Source organism: Burkholderia sp. FERM BP-3421, assembly GCF_028657905.1.
GTDB lineage: Bacteria > Pseudomonadota > Gammaproteobacteria > Burkholderiales > Burkholderiaceae > Burkholderia.
This window is the reverse complement of sequence record NZ_CP117781.1, coordinates 2,101,295-2,118,879: the sequence shown is the minus strand read 5'-3', so window position 1 is coordinate 2,118,879 and position 17,585 is coordinate 2,101,295. Positions and strand designations below refer to the sequence as shown.

The window sequence follows — 17,585 nt, the reverse complement described above, 5'->3', positions numbered from 1 at the left end:
ACCGCAGGAGACTCGCCCGATGAACCAACCGTCCCAATTCCCGTCCTTCCGTCTTCGCGCGCTGGCGGCCGCCGGCGCGTTCGCGCTGATGGCCGCGCTGCCCGCGGCCGCCCAGCAGACCGCGGTGATGGCCGTCGATTCGACCTTCACGACGCTCGACCCGTACGATTCGAACGACACGCTGTCGCAGGCGGTGACGAAGTCGTTCTACCAGGGCCTGTTCGGTTTCGACAAGGACATGAAGCTCGTCAACGTGCTGGCCACGAGCTACGAGGCGAGCCCGGATGCGAAGGTGTACACCTTCAAGCTGCGCCAGGGCGTGAAGTTCCAGGACGGCACCGATTTCAACGCGAATGCGGTGAAGGTGGTGTTCGACCGCGTGACCGATCCGGCCAACAAGCTCAAGCGCTACAACATGTTCCGCCGCATCGAGAAGACCGAGGTGGTCGATCCGTACACGGTGCGCGTCACGCTCAAGGAGCCGTTCTCGGCATTCATCAACGTGCTCGCGCATCCGTCGGCGGTGATGATCTCGCCGACCGCGCTGAAGAAGTGGGGCCGCGACATCGCGCTGCATCCGGTCGGCACGGGTCCGTTCGAGCTGGTCGAGTGGAAGCAGACCGACGATCTCAAGGTGAAGAAGTTCGCGGGCTACTGGAAGAAGGGTTATCCGAAGATCGACGCGATCGACTGGAAGCCGGTGGTCGACAACAACACGCGCGCCGCGCTGATGAAGACGGGCGAGGCCGATTTCGCGTTCCGCATTCCGTTCGAGCAGGCGGGCGACCTCAAGGGCAATCCGAAGGTGGACGTGGTCGAGCGCGCCTCGATCGTGCAGCGCTACGTGAGCCTGAACGTGCAGCAGAAGCCGTTCGACAACCCGAAGGTGCGCGAGGCGCTCAACTACGCGGTGAACAAGGAAGCGCTCGCGAAGGTCGCGTTCGCGGGCTATGCGACGCCGTCGACCGGGATCGTGCCGCAGGGCGTCGACTACGCGGTGAAGCTCGGCCCCTGGCCGTACGATCCGGCGAAGGCGCGCGCGCTGCTCAAGGAGGCCGGCTATCCGAACGGCTTCGAGACGGTCCTGTGGTCCGGCTATAACAACTCGACGTCGCAAAAGGCGATCCAGTTCGTCCAGCAGCAGCTCGCGCAGGTCGGCGTGAAGGCGCAGGTGCAGGCGCTCGAAGCCGGCGAACGGGTCGCGAAGGTCGAGAGCGTGCAGGATCCGGCCAAGGCGGGCGTGCGCATGTACTACATCGGCTGGTCGTCGTCGACCGGCGAGTCGGATTGGGCGATCACGCCGCTGCTGGCGTCCGCATCGTTCCCGCCGAAGCTCGTGAACACCGCGTACTACAGGAACGACGCGGTCGACACCGATCTCTCGCAGGCGCTGCAGACCACCGACCGCGAGAAGAAGGCCGAGCTGTACGCCGACGCGCAGAAGCGCATCTGGGCCGACGCGCCGTGGATCTCGCTGGTCCAGGAAAAGATCGTCTACGCGCGCAGCAAGCGCCTGCAGGGCGCGTATGTGCTGCCGGACGGCTCGTTCAATTTCGACGAGATCTCGATCAAGTAAGGACGGCTCGCGCCGTCGACGCGCGGCGGCCCGGCCGCCGCGCGTAACCTGGGCTTTCGCCTATGCTGAATTTTCTTGTCAAACGACTGCTGGGGCTGCTGCCGACGCTCGTGATCGTCGCGGTGCTGGTGTTCCTGTTCGTGCACCTGCTGCCGGGCGATCCCGCGCGGCTCGCGGCCGGGCCGGAAGCGGACGATGCGACGGTCGCGCTGGTGCGCGCCGATCTCGGCCTCGACCAGCCGATGCCCACCCAGTTCGTCAATTTCTTCGCGCGGATCGCGCATGGCGATTTCGGCCTGTCGACCCGCAGCAAGCGGCCCGTGACGACCGAGATCGGCGAGCGCTTCATGCCGACCCTGTCGCTGACTGTGATCAGCATGCTGTGGGCCACGCTGTTCGGGATGGGGATCGGCATCGTCTCGGCGGTCTGGCGCAATCGCTGGCCGGACCGGCTCGGCATGACGCTCGCGGTGTCGGGCATCTCGTTTCCCGCGTTCGCGCTCGGCATGCTGCTGATGGAGATCTTCTCGGTCAAGCTCGGCTGGCTGCCGGTGGTGCCCGACGGCACCTGGAAGAGCTACGTGCTGCCGTCGCTGACGCTCGGCGCGGCGGTGGCCGCCGTGATGGCGCGCTTCACGCGCGCCTCGTTCGTCGAGGTGCTCAACGAGGATTTCGTGCGCACCGCGCGCGCGAAGGGCGTGCGCGAGCCGGTGGTGGTGCTCAAGCACTGCCTGCGCAACGCGATGATCCCGGTCGTCACGATGATGGGCCTGCAGTTCGGCTTTCTGCTCGGCGGCTCGATCGTCGTCGAGGCGGTGTTCAACTGGCCGGGGCTCGGCCGGCTGCTGGTCGACGCGGTGACGATGCGCGACTACCCGGTGATCCAGGCGATCGTGCTGCTGTTCTCGCTCGAATTCATCCTGATCAACCTGACCGTCGACCTGCTGTACGCGGTCATCAATCCGACCATCCGTTTCAAGTGAGGCGCGCATGAACGCGACTGTCCAAACCCCGCCGGCCGCCAACGCCGCCGGCGCGCACACGATCCGCACGCCGTGGCGCGAATTCTGGCGCAAGTTCCGCAAGCAGCACGTCGCGCTCGCGGCCGGCGTGTTCGTGCTGCTGCTCGTGGTGGTGGCCATCGCCGGGCCGCACCTGGTGCCCTACGATCCGGAAAACTTCTTCGACTACGATGCGCTCAACGCCGCGCCGTCGGCCGCGCACTGGTTCGGCGTCGATTCGCTCGGCCGCGACATCTTCAGCCGGATCGTCGCGGGCACCCGCATCTCGCTCGCGGCCGGCTTCTTCTCGGTCGCGCTCGGCGCGGTGATCGGCACCTTCTTCGGCTTGCTCGCGGGCTATTACGAAGGCTGGTGGGATCGCGTGACGATGCGCGTCGCCGACGTGCTGTTCGCCTTTCCCGGAATCCTGCTCGCGATCGGCGTGGTCGCGATCCTCGGCAACGGCATGGTCAACGTGATCTGCGCGGTGGCGATCTTCAGCATTCCGGCGTTCGCGCGGCTCGTGCGCGGCAACACGCTGATGCTCAAGCAGATGACCTACGTCGAGGCCGCGCGCAGCATCGGCGCGTCCGACTGGACGATCCTGATGCGCCACATCCTGCCCGGCACCGTGTCGTCGGTGGTGGTGTACTTCACGATGCGGATCGGCACCTCGATCATCACGGCGGCGAGCCTGTCGTTCCTCGGGCTCGGCGCGCAGCCGCCGACCCCGGAGTGGGGCGCGATGCTCAACGAGGCGCGCGCCGACATGGTCACCGCGCCGCACGTCGCGCTGTTCCCGAGCCTCGCGATCTTCCTGACCGTGCTCGCGTTCAACCTGCTCGGCGACGGGCTGCGCGACGCGCTCGATCCGAAGCTGGAGCGCCGCTGATGGACGCCGCCGCGCAAGGTGCCGCGCCGCGCGTCGGCGTGCTGCCGTCGGGGCCGCTCGACAGCCTCGCGGACGTGGCCGGCGTGACGGTCGGGCACGTCACGCTCGCCGCCGGGCCGCAGCAGACCGGCGTGACGGTGGTGCGTCCGCACGCGGGCGACCCGTACTGCGACAAGGCGCCGGCCGGCGCGGCGGTGATCAACGGCTTCGGCAAGAGCATCGGGCTCGTGCAGGTCGAGGAGCTTGGCGTGCTCGAGACGCCGCTCGCGCTGACCAACACGTTCGGCGTCGCGGCGCTGGCCGAGGCGCAGATCCGCGCGGCCTGCGCGGCGAATCCGGAGATCGGGCGCGGCTGGCCGACCGTGAATCCGCTCGTGTTCGAATGCAACGACGGCTATCTGAACGACATCCGCGCGCTCGCGGTGACGCCCGCGCATTACGCGCAGGCGCTCGCGGCCGCCGGGCCCGCCTTCGCGCGCGGCGCGGTGGGCGCGGGGCGCGGCATGGCGTCGTTCGATCTCAAGGGCGGCATCGGCAGCGCGTCGCGCCTTGCGCGCGCGGCGCAGGCGGACTGGACCGTCGGCGCGCTCGTGCTCGCGAACTTCGGCCGGCTGCCGATGCTCACGATCGACGGCGCGCCGCTCGGCCGGCTGCTCGCGCGCCGCGCGCAGGCGGCGGCCGAGGCGCGGCCCGAGCAGGGCTCGATCATCATGCTGATCGCCACCGACGCGCCGCTGTCGTCGCGGCAGCTGAAGCGCGTCGCGCTGCGCGCGGCGGCCGGGCTCGCGCGCACCGGGTCGGTTTACGGCCACGGCAGCGGGGACATCGCGCTCGCGTTCTCGACGGCCTACACGGTCGGGCACGATGCGCAGCGCGTCGCGCTGCCCGCGCTGCTCGCCGACGCGACGCTCGATCCGCTGTTCGCGGCGGCGGCGGAGAGCGTCGAGCAGGCGATCGTCGACGCGCTGTGGCAGGCGCATACTGTCACCGGCCGCGACGGCCACACGCGACGCGCGCTGCGCGACGTCGCGCCCGATTTCAACGAACTGCTGCGCGCCGCGCGCGCCCCATCCCGATGAAAATTCTGATCTCGACCGATATCGAAGGCGTGGCGGGGGTCTTTCATTCCGAGCAGGTCCGCGCCGGCAATCCCGAATACGAGCGCGCGCGCCGCTGGATGACCGCCGAGGCGAACGCGGCGATCGAAGGCGCCTACGCGGGCGGCGCGAGCGAAGTGTGGGTCAACGATTCGCACGGCGGGTTCCGCAACCTGCTGCCCGACGGCCTCGACGACCGCGTGCGCGTCGTGCTCGGCAAACCGCGCATGCTCGGCATGATGGCCGGGCTGGAGGCGCGCCCCGATCTGGTGTTCATGGTCGGCTATCACGCGAAATCGCAGGCGCGCGGGATTCTCGCCCATACGATCAACAGCTTCGCGTTCGCGCAGGTGCGGCTCGACGGCGAGGAGGTCGGCGAGGCGGGCCTGTACGGCGCGCTCGCGCAGGAGTACGGCGCGCGGGTGGCGCTTCTGTCCGGCGACGACGTCTTCGTCGCGGAAACCGGGCCGTGCTTCCCGGCCGCGCGCTGCGTGGAGGTCAAGCAGGCGGGCGGGTTTTCGAGCGGCGCGTCGCTCACGCCGTCCGCCGCGTGCGCGGCGCTCGTCGCGGCCGCGCGCGAGGCCGTCGCGACCGCCCGCGACGCGGGCCATCGGGCCGGCCCGCACGCGCCGCGCGCGGTGCGCTGCGAACTGCGGGTGCAGACGCCGGCGCTGGCCGACCTGTTCTGCCAGTGGCCGGCGCTCGAACGCATCGACGGCGTCACGCTGCGCTTCGCGGCCGACACGGTCGAGCATGCGGTGAGAATGCTGAACAGCCTGTCCGCGATGTCGGCCGTGCTGCGCTGACGGCGCGGCGTCTCTGCGTGCGAATGCCGTGGCAATCTTGAGCCGTCGAGAAGTCTGGCAGGCACAGATCACCACTGTCCGCGACAAAAAGACAGGCATCGAGACAAGACGTGATGATATTCCCGTCGCGTCGGATCGTTGCTGGACGGGATAGCACGATGCGGGGCTCTTGATGAGCGCGCGGCGAGCGCGGCCCCGTCGACCCGGACACAAACTCACACGACCGTTGATGAATCCAGGGGGCATCGAAACTCGCGTGGCCGGCACGATGTCCACGCGAGATGGAGAGGTCTCGTTGCAATACCTGGACGCGTCGGCGCGATTCTGCACGGACGTTGTTACATCCGGCTTCGGCATGAGGGCGACGTAATCGCGCTTCATCGTTTTCACGAAGGGCTCGGTGGTGCCGTTGGTCCGCTGACGGTGGACCTGCGTCATCACCGGCAGCAGTCCAGTGTCGCTTGAGCAGCCGGTTGTTTCGTTATCCATCTAAACTGGGCCGTTGTCGCCCAGCCACTCCATTCTGCGGGCGGCCGACGATCGGCAAGCCGATCGTTCTTCGCGCTGCCTCGTGATTGCTCGTTCAATCTGACGATCCGCACAACGCGCGGCCGCGGCCGGCAACGGCTTCGATACGCGACGCGCGACCCGGTGAATCTGCACGAGTTTCCCTCGTCGTGATCGAGGGCGGTCGACGAAGTGGTCGCTCCGGTTTTTAAACTGGTGACGACTTTATTTGGGCCTGCGGGAGTCGAGGTGCCTCGCGATAATGACTGGGGTGCTCCTTGATCGTGGTCTCGCCGACACACAAATCGACAACGCCGTTATCGAAGCCGTGGTAATTTCAATTTGCGGCATGACCGTTCTATTTAATCGGATGCCGAGTATCGGGTATGGCTCTCTATATGGCGGCCGTGTATGTCAAACTGGTCATCCATTGGGTGGATGCTGATTTGCGTCACCATTCATGCGCTGAACCTGTTAATGATGCGAGGTTTCAAGGAAGCTGCTTTCCTTTACATTTCTGCGCTGAAGCGTAACCATCCAGTGCTGTATGGAAAAGGCGGGCTGCATATTGAGGTGACAATCGCAATGTTGAGCGCGGCTCATGGAAAACCAAGAATCGGCGTATTTTCCTCAATCAGATTGACACACGCGATCCCGACAGGATTTTCGGCATGAGGCGGATCGGGTGCGTCAACTCGGCCAGTTACCCGTATTCCGGTATTTGCCGATCGCGTCCCGCGGCGATTCGTTGTCGCCTCGCGGAGGAGCGTGCGTTGACGATGCCGTTTATCCGCTCGACTGCCATCCCGCCGCCTATGCCCGCTGGACGCGCACGATTTCCAGGGCGGTGGTGGCCTGCGTTTCCGGTCTGGTCATGGCAAGGCCGGTTGGCCGTCTGCGGGCGCGCTGGTCCGGCCGTTCGCGGCGCGCCGGCCTGTTGTCGCACATCCGCGTATTGGCGAGGCGACGGTGTCGTTGAAGCGACGCCGTGCAGTGATGACGTTTGCCTGGCGATTATCCACGGATCGGTGGAAATCATCCCGAAGTGATGAATCACCAGATATGAGGCAAGTCCAGTATCCGCATATTTTTTTGAAACTCGATTGTGGAAGTTCTTGACGAATGCAGGTGGTGCTGTAAGTATGTGCGCTCTAGTGCACTTGCTCTAGTCGGTGTATCTGGATTTTTCAGGTCTTGCGGCTTTGCTGCAAGAGGTTCAATGCGACGAAATTCGTTTCTGGCGGTTGATCGAATGGCGGCACTGATTTCAGTGCGTGTCATTTCGATGGCAGTTATCCAAAAATCCTTCGTTCGGTAATGAGTTTGTCGCAAAGCCACGCTGGCGACCGGAGAGGCAAGTCGATCCGCGCTTCTGCCATGCATCGGCGTTTTCTTGCTCGGGCGCCGTTGCTGGGCAGGCGATTCAAATGTGAGCGTGGCGCGGGGCGCCGGCATTTTTGACTATTCCTTGTTAATGGCGGCGGAAAAATGATGCGCCGGATTGATGGATGAATAAGCCTACGACATGGTTGCCGGGCGCCAATCCCGAGCACGTGCGGCAACGCCTTGGCGAATTCCGCCGCTTGGACTGGGATCATCGCGGAGGCAGGCTGCCCCTGCATTGCTATTTCGCCAATGAGGAAGTCGATGGCTTGGCCGACGACGCGTACCGCATGTTCGCTCACGCCAATGCGCTTGCTCCACAAGCGTTTCCCAGCTGCCATGCGATGGAGGCGGAAATCGTGTCGATGGGGCTGTCGCTGTTCGGCGGCGGGGACGGCGGCGCCGGCAACGTCACCTCGGGCGGCACCGAGAGCATCATCCTCGCGGTAAAGGCCGCGCGCGACAAGGCGCGCGCGGAACGTCCGATGCGCCGGCCGAACATCGTGATCCCTTCGTCGGCGCACCCTGCATTCGACAAGGCCGCGCAACTGCTTGACCTCGACGTGACCCGGGTGCCGGTCGCGGCGGACTACCGCAGCGATGTATCGGCGACGGCGGCCGCATTGAATGCGGATACCGTGCTGATGGTCGGATCGGCGCCGTCGCTTCCGTACGGCCTGTTCGACCGGATCGCGGCGCTGAGCGAGCTGGCTTTGCAACGCGGGATCTGGCTGCACGTGGATGCATGCATCGGCGGTCTGCTGGCGCCGTTCGTTCGAGAGATCGGCCGGCACGTACCGGCGTTCGACTTCCGCCTGGAAGGCGTTCGCTCGATATCGGCGGATCTGCACAAATTCGGCTACGCGTCGAAGGGCGCCTCCCTGATGTTGTATCGGCATACGGCCGACCATCGATTCCAGATCAGTCGTTTCTCCGCTTGGCCCAAGGGCGAGTACGTCACGCCGACGCTGGCGGGCACGCGCTCGGGCGGCCCGATCGCCTCGGCGTGGGCCGTCATGCATTTTCTCGGACAGGACGGTTATTGCGCATTGGCCGAGCGGCTGATGCGATTGCGCGATCGCTATCTGAGCGGGTTCGATCGCTTGCCGGAGCTGATGGTGCTCGGCGAGCCGGAGCTGTCCGTCTTGTCCGTGACGGCGCCGCGGATGGACATCTTCGCCATCGCCGAACACATGCGCCGACGCGGCTGGTACATGAGCATGGTCGCCAACCCGCCCGCCATCCAGCAGACCGTCAATCTGGTTCACGAGCCTGTCGCGGATCGCTACTTCGATGACTTGCGCGAGACGATCGCCGGGCTGTCCGCGGGCGACGCGCAACCGATGCATGCGCCACGTCAAGTGGTCACCTACTGAGGTGGATTCCATGAGCAACCTGATGGGCGACGAGCGGACGATCGTCGATGTCCTGCACAGTCACGCGCGCGTCCGTGCGAACGCGACTGCATTCACGTTCCTGCAGGAAGACGGGGAGATCGGCGATGCGCTGACGTTCCGGGATCTCCATCGCCGTGCGCTCGCGATGGCCGACACGCTGAGGCGCCATTGCGCGGTGGGCGACCGTGCGTTGATCCTGCTGCCGACAGGGCGCGATTATCTGACGGCGTTCTTCGGGGCGCTTTATGCGGGAGTCGTCGCCGTTCCGCTGTTTCCGCCGACCCACCGGCGCCAGCTGGATCGCTTGCTGGCGATCCTCGACGATTGCGCGCCGCGCGTTGCCCTGGTGGAGGCGCTCGATACCGGGCATGCCGCGGCGCGCGACGCGCTCGCCGCGCTTGCCGCGCGCGACGTGGTTCTCGTGCCCGCCCTCGAGGAGGCCGCCGCTCATGCTGCAAAGGCGCACGTCGCGTCGACGGTGAGCGGCGCGGACCTGGCGCTGCTGCAATATACGTCGGGCTCCACCGGCAAGCCCAAGGGGGTGATGGTCACGCATGCCAACCTGGTGCAAAACGCGTTCGCGACCGCGATGGCGCGGGGGCCGCAACCCCACGACGCCTCGGTATCCTGGTTGCCGCTGTTTCACGACATGGGGCTGCTGTTTGGCATGCTGCAGCCGCTGTATGGCGGCTTCCACGGCGTGCTGATGCCGCCCTCGGTCTTCATGCGACGACCGCTACGCTGGCTGGATGCGATCTCCCGGTTCTCCGCGACCTGGTCGTCCGCGCCGAACTTCGCGTTCGAGCGTTGCATCCGCGGCATTTCCGACGCCGAGCTGGCCTCACTCGATTTGAGCAGATGGCGTACCGCCCTCAACGCGGCCGAGCCGATTCGTCCTGCGACGATGCGGCGGTTCATCGAGCGTTTTGCGGTATGCGGTTTCCGGCCCGAGACGATGGCGCCGGGATATGGCCTGGCCGAGGCGACGCTGGTCGTGACGCTGTCGCGCCCCGATGCCCGGCCGCGCCTCCTGCACGTCGACAAGCACGCGATTGAGCAGGACTTCCGGCTGGTCGACGGGACGGAGCAGACTCTGGTTTGCTGCGGCTCCCATGTGCAAGCCATGCAGGTCGCCATTGTCGATCCGGACGCGAAGCGGGCGCTTGGCGACCGGCAGGTCGGCGAGGTGTGGCTCCACGGTCCCGGCATCACCGCCGGATACTGGAACAATCCGGCAGCCACGCGCGAGCGCTTCGAAGCCACGATGACCGACGGAGACGGCCGGCACTGGATGCGTACCGGCGACATGGGTGCGCTGGTCGACGGCGACCTCGTCATCAGCGGCCGCCTCGATGACATGCTGATCGTGCGAGGCCGGAACATCTTTCCCCAGGACGTCGAGAACGCGGTCACGGAAGCCCATGCCGCGCTTCGGGTGGACGGTGCGGCGGTCTTCCTGATGGATGGCGGGGACGGCGCAGACGAGGTGGCCGTCGTGGCGGAGGTGAATCGCGACGGCTTCGAGCCGGAGCAGGTGGTGAGGAGCATCTGCTCCGCCGTCGTCGAGCAGTGCGATGTCGGCCCGGTGCACGTGGTGCTCATCCGTGGCGGCACCCTGCCGCGCACCTCCAGCGGGAAAGTGCAGCGCAAGCTGACCCGGTCGCAATTGCAGGCCGCGACGCTCCGCGCGGTTCATCACTGGCGGATGCCCGCGGCATCGTCGGAACCGGTGTACGGCCCGGCGGCGCCCGGTCATGACGGCGCTGCCGCGAGCGGACCGGCCGTCGCGGCGCCGGTCGAGGCCGAATTGCTTGGCTGGATTCGGACGCGGCTCGGCGAGTTGAGCGGATTCCCGTTCGAAGCGGTCGATCCCGACCAGCCGTTCGCGCAGCATGCGATCGATTCGCTGCGTCTCGCTTCTCTGAGCGATGCGCTGTCGCGGTTCGCAGGACGGGACGTGCCGGTAAGCAGCTGGTGGAATCATCCGACGCCTCGCGCATTGGCGCGCTTTCTCGAGCGGGGCATCGTGGCGGCGGAGGGTCATGGCGCGCCGCCGCCGCGATCGTCGGCTTGGCGCGAACCGGCGGCGATCGTCGGCTATGCGTGCCGCCTGCCTGGCGTGTCGAGCACGGATCGGCTGTGGCCGATGCTGGCGAGCGGGGAGGATGCGATCGCGGCGCCCTCTGATCATCGTCCCTGGATGTCGTCGGGACAACGCGCGCATGCCGGCTATGTCGACGGGATCGACCGATTCGATGCGAGATTCTTCGGCATCAGTCCGATCGAGGCGCAATACATGGATCCGCAACAACGCCTCTTTCTCGAGACGGCGTGGGAAGCGCTGGAACGATCCGGTCAGTCGGCCGAGGCGCTGCGCGGCAGCCGCACCGGCGTATTCGTCGGCGTTTCGACGGGCGACTACGGCCAGATGCTGATGGCGCGGGAAGCCCGCCATCGCTACTGCGCGACGGGCGCGACGGGCAGCATCATTGCGAATCGGCTGTCTTATTTGCTGGACCTGCGCGGCCCGAGCCTGGCCGTCGACACCGCGTGTTCATCGTCGCTGGTCGCGCTGCATCTCGCGATGCGCTCGTTGCGCGACGGCGAATGCGACCTCGCGATCGTCGCGGGCGTCAACATGCTGTTGAACCCGAATTTGACCGAAGTGCTGAGCGAAGCCGGCATGATGTCCACCGACGCCCGCTGCCACACGTTCGATGCCCGCGCCAACGGCTACGTGCGCGGCGAAGGGTGCGGGGTCGTCGTCATTCGACGGCAGTCCGATGCGCGTGCGCGCCGGGACAACATCCTGGCCGTCTTGCTGGGATCGGCGGTCCAGCAGGATGGCAGGACCAACGGCATGACCGCCCCGAGCGGGCTCGCCCAGCAGGCCGTGCTGCGCGCCGCGTTGAGCGACGCCGGGGTGTCGCCCGGCGCCGTCTCCTATATCGAGGCGCATGGCACGGGCACGGCGCTTGGCGATCCGATCGAGGTCGAGGCGTTGCGGGCGACGCTGGACGGGGCGGGGCCGGCGCCGGATTGCTGGATCGGCTCGGTGAAGGCCGCGATTGGTCATCTGGAGGCGGCCGCCGGTATCGCGGGCATCATCAAGGTGCTGTGCATGCTCGAGCACCGCTCGATTCCTCCGCAGGCGAACTTCGCCAACTTGAACGCGCGCATCGACCTGAACGGCTCCCGGCTGCGGATCGCACGATCGCCGGCGGCGTGGGATGGCGGGCGGCGGCGTGTGGCAGGGGTCAGCTCGTTCGGATTCGGGGGAACCAGCTGCCATGTGATCGTAGCCGAGCCCGAGGCCGGGCCGGAGGCCGGCGACGCGCCAGACCGGTGCGCCTCGCCGCATCTCGCCGTGGTATCCGCGCCGGACGAGCGCAGCCTGCGCGAGGGCGCGCGCGCGCTTGCCGAGGCGTTGGCCGGATCCACGCTGGACCTCGAATCGATCTGCTTCACACTGGCGACGGGACGCGTCCATCATGCCCGCCGTGCCGCGTTTGTCGTCCGGGATGTCGCGCAGTTGCAGGCGGAGGTTGCGAAGCTGGCCGTCGGCGAGGGCGGGGCAGGCGCTGTTGCGCCGCGCATCGTGCTGGCGTTCGGCGACTGGCGTTCCGAGGGCTGTCGCCGGGCCGCGGCGTCGATGGCGGCGAACGGCATCGACGCCTACGCACGGCACGTGAGGGCGTTCGACGCCACGCCGACGCCGGACGGTTCGCGAGACATCGCGGACGCGGCAGCGTCGGGGGAACGGCTGGACGTCCTGCGCCACCAATACGCGCTCTACTGTCTGCTCCGGGAATTGGGGCTCCCGGTGGCCGCCGTGACCGGCGCCGGGCGCGGCCAGCTTGCCGCGGCGGCGGCGAGCGGGTGCCTCGAGCTCGACGACGCGGTCATGCTCGCGTCGGGGGGGCGCTCGGCCGCATCGGTTCGCCTCGCGGCAGCTCAGGTGCCGTGGGTCGGCGCGCGCTGGCTGCTCGAACCCGGCGACATCGAAGCAGCCGGCCTGGAACAACCGGAATCGTCGAGCCACGGAGAGGACGCGCCGCAATTGATCGTCGAGCTCGGTACGCCGGCGGTCGAGCCGGATCGGCGCGGCGAGCGCGTCCACTGGAACGGCGATGCGGGCGCGGAAGGTCTCTATGCGCTGCTTGGCGCGCTGTACGTACGCGGTTGCACGCTGGCATGGGAGCGTTTGTTTACGCATGCGGGGGCGCGGCGGGTCGTCCTCCCGGGTTACGCATTCCAGCGCGAGCGCTACTGGGCTCCCGAACTGGACGCTGTGCCGGCATCCGGCAGGCCGCAAGCGCCTGCCGAGGTCGCCGCACCAGACGAAGCCGCCCCCGACGCGAGCGCGGGCGCGCCGAATGCCGTGTCGATCGACCTGATCCTGGCGATCTTGCGGACCACGCTGAATGACCCGGCGCTCGAGTTCGACGACAACATTTTCAACCGTGGCGCCGACTCGATCTCATGTATCGAGATCGCTGCGGATGTGAAGGAGCAAACCGGTTTCGAGCTGTCGCCCCAGGATATCTTCTCGTCGCCGACCGCGCGGAAGATCATGGGCAAGATTCGCCCCGCCGATGCAGGCATTCCGGTCGCCGCCGCAGGTGTGCCGGCCGGGCCGCGTCCGTTGTCGTATTCGCAGTTGCGGTTGTGGTTCCTGGAGCAGGTCAGCCCGGGCGACTCGCTTTACAACATTCCGGCGGCGTTGAGCGTCGAGGGCGAACTCGATGTCGATGCGCTGGGCAGAACCTTCGACGCCGTGGTCGCCCGGCACGCTGCGCTGCGATCGCGCTTCGTGGAAATCGACGGGGAGCCGGCGCAGGAAGTGCTGGCTGCGCCGGCGTCGCTCATGTCGGTGCAGGACCTGTCGCATCTGCCGCTCCACGACGCTCAGCGCGAAGCCCTCCGGCAGGCCGAACGCGAAACCCGCGTTCCGTTCGACCTGACGCAAGGGCCGCTTTTCAGGGCGCGTCTGTTGCGGCTGTCGCCGCGCCTGCACGTCGCGCTCGTGACGATGCATCACATCGCGTCGGACGGCTGGTCGATCGGCGTGTTCTCGAGGGAAATGGAAGCGCTCTATGCCGATTTCGTAGCGGAGCGCGAACCTTCGCTTCCGCCGTTGCCAATCCAATACGCCGACTACGCGGAGCATCAGCAGCGCTGGCTCGGCGATGACGTGGTGCGGCCGCAACTGGAATTCTGGACGCGCGCGCTCACGGGCGCGCCGACGCTGCTCGCGCTGCCGACGGATCGACCCCGCCCGCCGGTGCAGGCCCATCGCGGCGCACGGGCGCATTTCAGCATCGATGCGGAGCTCGCCGCCGCGCTGCATCAGATCGGGCGCGAATCGAACACCACGGTGTTCGTCGTGCTGATCAGCGCGCTCAATCTGCTTCTTCATGCCTACAGCGGGCAGCGGGATATCTGCATCGGCACGCCTGTCGCCAATCGCAGCTGGACCCAGGTGCGGGACCTGATCGGCTTCTTCGTCAACAACCTCGTCATTCGCACCCAGGTCGATCCGGCCGAGTCGGCATCCGACACGATCCGCCGCGTCCGCGATTTCGCATTCGAGGCCTATGCGAATCAGGATGTGCCGTTCGAGCGGGTCGTCGAGCAGATCAATCCGGTTCGCAGCCTTGCGCATTCACCGATCTTCCAGGTGTTTTTCGTTCTGCACCACGCGCCGATGGGCACCATGCGGACCACGGGGCTGCATTTCAAGCCGCTGATGGTCGAGCACGGCACAGCGAAATTCGATCTGACGCTCGAGTTGACGGAAGTCGACGGGCGGCTCGACGGCTGGTTTGAATACGACCTGGGTTTGTTCGATCCGGCGACGATCGAGCGGATGGTCGAGCACTTCCGGCTCGTGCTGCGAAGCATGGTCGACCGACCGCAGGCCGCCGTCGCCTCGCTGGATTTCGTTCCGCCCGACGAGCGCGCGCTGACGCTCGAAGCAGGCCGGCCGATCACCCGCGCGGCGGCGCACGGTGCGCGGACTGCGCAGGCACTGTTCGAAGCGTGGGCGCGGCGTGCGCCCGATCGCATCGCGCTCGAACATGACGGGCGCCGCTACACGTACCGCGCGCTGGACGACGAGGCGACCCGGCTCGCACACGCGTTGCGCGATCGCGGTGTCGGCGCGGAATGTGTCGTCGCGGTGTGCCAGGAACTGGCCGGACCGCTCGTCGTGTCCCTGCTGGCGATCCTCAAGGCGGGCGCGGCTTATCTGCCGCTGGACCCGAATCATCCGGATGCGCGCCTGCGGTTCATCGTCGACGAGGCGCGGCCCGCGCTGGTGCTCGCGTCGCACCGGCTGCTGACGCGGCTGCCGCCGCTCGGTTGCCCGGTATGGGATGTGGATCGCGCCGCGTGGAACGATGCGCAGCCGGCCGTCGGCGAATTGCCCCGGCCGGATCCGGTCCAGGCGGCCGTGATCGTCTACACGTCGGGATCGACGGGGCGGCCCAAGGGCGTCGTGATCGATCAACAGAATCTCGCGAACCGGCTGGCATGGATGGCAGGCGCGTATCCGGCGTTCGAGCAGATGCGCTTCGTGCAGAAGACGGTAATCAGCTTCATCGACTCGATCACCGAGATGCTGAGCCCGCTGTCGTGCGGCGCCACGCTGTGCATCGCGCCGGACGCAACGGCCGTCGATCCGCTCGCGTTGGCGGATTTCATGGCGCGCGAGCGGATCGACGGCATCGTTCTGGTTCCGTCGTTGCTGAGAGAAATGTTGCGACCCGAGGACGCGCCGCACCGGCTCAAGACATTGAAGGCGATCATCAGCAGCGGCGAGGCGATGCCGGCCGACCTGGCGCGACAGGTTCTCAGGCGCTTGCCGCAGGTCGACCTGATCGACTGCTACGGGTCGTCCGAGGTCGGCGACGCCAGCGCGCATGCCTGTACCGAGGCCGACGTCGAGCGCGGCGCCATGCCGCTCGGACCGGCAATCGACAACACCCGGCTGTACGTGCTGGGAGAAGCGCTGCAGCCGGCGCCGGTCGGCGCGCAAGGCGAGATCTGCATTGCTGGCCGGGCCGTGGCGAGAGCCTACCTGAACCGGCCTGCGCATACCGCCGAGCGCTTCGTGCCCGACCCGTTCTCGGGAATCGCCGGGGCGCGTATGTTCCGCTCCGGGGACATGGGGCGCCGCCTGGCCGACGGCGGCATCGAGTTCCTCGGCCGGCGCGACCACCAGGTCAAGCTGCGCGGATTCCGCATCGAGCTGGGCGAAGTCGAAGTTGCGATCCGGGCCGAATTGCCGGGCGCGCGCGTGGTGGCGATCGTGCGGGAAGATCAGCCGGGCGATCGGCGCCTCGTGGCATACGTTGCCGGCTCGGGGCCGGCGTGTGGGGAAGAGGGTTGGGAAAACGACGGGGAAGACCGCGAGAACGACGCATCGGCGGCGCTCAAGGAGCGTCTGCGGCGGGTGCTGCCGATGTACATGATGCCTTCGCACATCGTGTTCATCGACCGTTTGCCGATGACGGCCAACGGCAAGGTCGACCGGCTCGCGCTGCCGGTGGCCGGGCCGCTCGCGACGCGCTTCGATGCGCCGAGCGGCCCGACCGAGGAGCGGCTGGCGGCGATCTGGCGCGAGGTGCTCGGCATCGAGCGGGTCGGCCGGTGGGACTCGTTTTTCGATCTGGGCGGCCATTCGCTGCTCGCGGCGCAGGCGCTCGCGAAGGCAAAGGTCGTGTTCGAGGTGGCGCTGCCGATGCGCAGCGTGTTCGAGGCGCCGCGTCTTGCCGACATCGCCTCGCTCGTCGACGCGGCGCGGGGCCGCCCGATCGACTTTCCGGTTCAGGTGACTGTTCAGGATGAAGCCGAGCAGATGAGCCTGAGCGATCTTGCACTGTTGACCGACGAGGAACTCGATGTCTGATGTCTTGGAACAAGGCATGCGCGAATACGTGCTGCCCGGCGCTGAATCGCCGTATGTTTTCGAAGCGGACGAACCGGTCGCCTGCTTGAACGATTGGCTTGCGCGTCACCGCGAACGGTTGGCCGCCAGGCTGCGCCAGCATGGCGCAATCCTGTTGCGCGGCATGGGCGTCGATTGCGTGGCGCGTTTTCGCGAGACGGTGGAGCACCTGACGCCCGATCTGCTGGAGGCATACGAAGCGCCGACGCCGCGCCGCAAGATCGCTCCCAGCGTCTTTACGTCGACCGAATTCCCGCCGGACGAGACGATCGCGTTGCATAACGAGATGTCGCACTGCGCGAGCTGGCCCGATTACGTGTGGTTCTACTGCGCCCAGGCGGCGGAGCAGGGCGGCGAGACGCCGATTGGAGACAGCCGGCGGATCTATCGGCAACTGCCGTCGCCGGTCCGGGATGCGTTCGAGTCCCTCGGGCTCCTGTACCGGCGCGTATTCAACACGCGAGGCGACCTGCTCGACTGGCGGACCGTCTTCAATGCGCAGACGCCGGCCGAGGTGGACGAGTATTGCCGCTCCGCCGGCATCGAGTCCCGGTGGCTGGACGACGGCCGGCTGGTGACCACTCGCCGTCGCGATGCCGTTGAGCGGCATCCGCTGACGGGCGAGAAGGTGTGGTTCAACCAGGCGCACATCTTTCACAGCTCCAATATGCCCGCGCCGCTTCGCGCGGTGCTGGCCGGTAATGCGGAGCAGGTGAGCAATCTGCCCTACGACACGCTGTTCGGGAATGGAGAACCGATTCCCGACGCTTTCCTCGACGCGGTGCGCCTCGTCATGAGCGAATGCGAAGTGCGCTTTGCGTGGCGGCAGGGAGATGTGATGCTGGTCGACAACCTGCTTGCCGCTCACGGCCGGAAGCCGTTCTCCGGCATGCGGCGGATCCTCGTCGCGATGGCGACGCGTACGCCCCGCTCGATCTAAATGGCAGATTCAACGATCCGGAAAGCAGGAGACGA

At 67.1% G+C, this 17,585-nt stretch carries 9 protein-coding genes; all 9 read left to right on the top strand.

Annotated features, from left to right (window positions below):
- Positions 1-19 precede the first annotated feature (19 nt).
- Positions 20-1,576 carry a glutathione ABC transporter substrate-binding protein GsiB gene (gene gsiB, locus Bsp3421_RS12205; RefSeq protein WP_273996218.1) on the top strand — a complete coding sequence of 519 codons (1,557 nt, stop codon included), beginning with the start codon at positions 20-22 and terminating at the stop codon, positions 1,574-1,576.
- Positions 1,577-1,638: 62 nt separating this feature from the next.
- The gene (gene gsiC / locus Bsp3421_RS12200; RefSeq protein WP_273996217.1) at positions 1,639-2,559 is read left to right on the top strand and encodes a glutathione ABC transporter permease GsiC; all 921 of its coding nucleotides are present in this window, start codon (positions 1,639-1,641) and stop codon (positions 2,557-2,559) included.
- A gap of 7 nt (positions 2,560-2,566) precedes the next feature.
- The gene (gene gsiD / locus Bsp3421_RS12195) at positions 2,567-3,469 is read left to right on the top strand and encodes a glutathione ABC transporter permease GsiD (protein WP_273996216.1); all 903 of its coding nucleotides are present in this window, start codon (positions 2,567-2,569) and stop codon (positions 3,467-3,469) included.
- The gene (locus tag Bsp3421_RS12190; RefSeq protein WP_273996215.1) at positions 3,469-4,548 is read left to right on the top strand and encodes a DmpA family aminopeptidase; all 1,080 of its coding nucleotides are present in this window, start codon (positions 3,469-3,471) and stop codon (positions 4,546-4,548) included. The genes gsiD and Bsp3421_RS12190 overlap by 1 nt, the downstream gene beginning before the upstream one ends.
- Positions 4,545-5,372: a M55 family metallopeptidase gene (locus tag Bsp3421_RS12185; protein WP_273996214.1), complete on the top strand. Its 828-nt coding sequence runs from the start codon at positions 4,545-4,547 to the stop codon at positions 5,370-5,372. Before Bsp3421_RS12190 ends, Bsp3421_RS12185 begins: the two co-directional genes overlap by 4 nt.
- A gap of 918 nt (positions 5,373-6,290) precedes the next feature.
- Positions 6,291-6,554: a hypothetical protein gene (locus tag Bsp3421_RS12180; RefSeq protein WP_273996213.1), complete on the top strand. Its 264-nt coding sequence runs from the start codon at positions 6,291-6,293 to the stop codon at positions 6,552-6,554.
- An 833-nt stretch (positions 6,555-7,387) separates the two neighbouring features.
- Positions 7,388-8,638, top strand: coding sequence for a pyridoxal phosphate-dependent decarboxylase family protein (locus tag Bsp3421_RS12175; protein WP_273996212.1), 1,251 nt, complete (start codon positions 7,388-7,390; stop codon positions 8,636-8,638).
- Between the two features lie 10 nt (positions 8,639-8,648).
- Positions 8,649-16,571: a non-ribosomal peptide synthetase gene (locus Bsp3421_RS12170; protein WP_273996211.1), complete on the top strand. Its 7,923-nt coding sequence runs from the start codon at positions 8,649-8,651 to the stop codon at positions 16,569-16,571.
- Positions 16,572-16,587: 16 nt separating this feature from the next.
- On the top strand, positions 16,588-17,550 hold the full coding sequence (locus Bsp3421_RS12165) for a TauD/TfdA family dioxygenase (protein ID WP_273996210.1): 963 nt from the start codon (positions 16,588-16,590) through the stop codon (positions 17,548-17,550).
- The last annotated feature ends 35 nt before the right edge of the window (positions 17,551-17,585 follow it).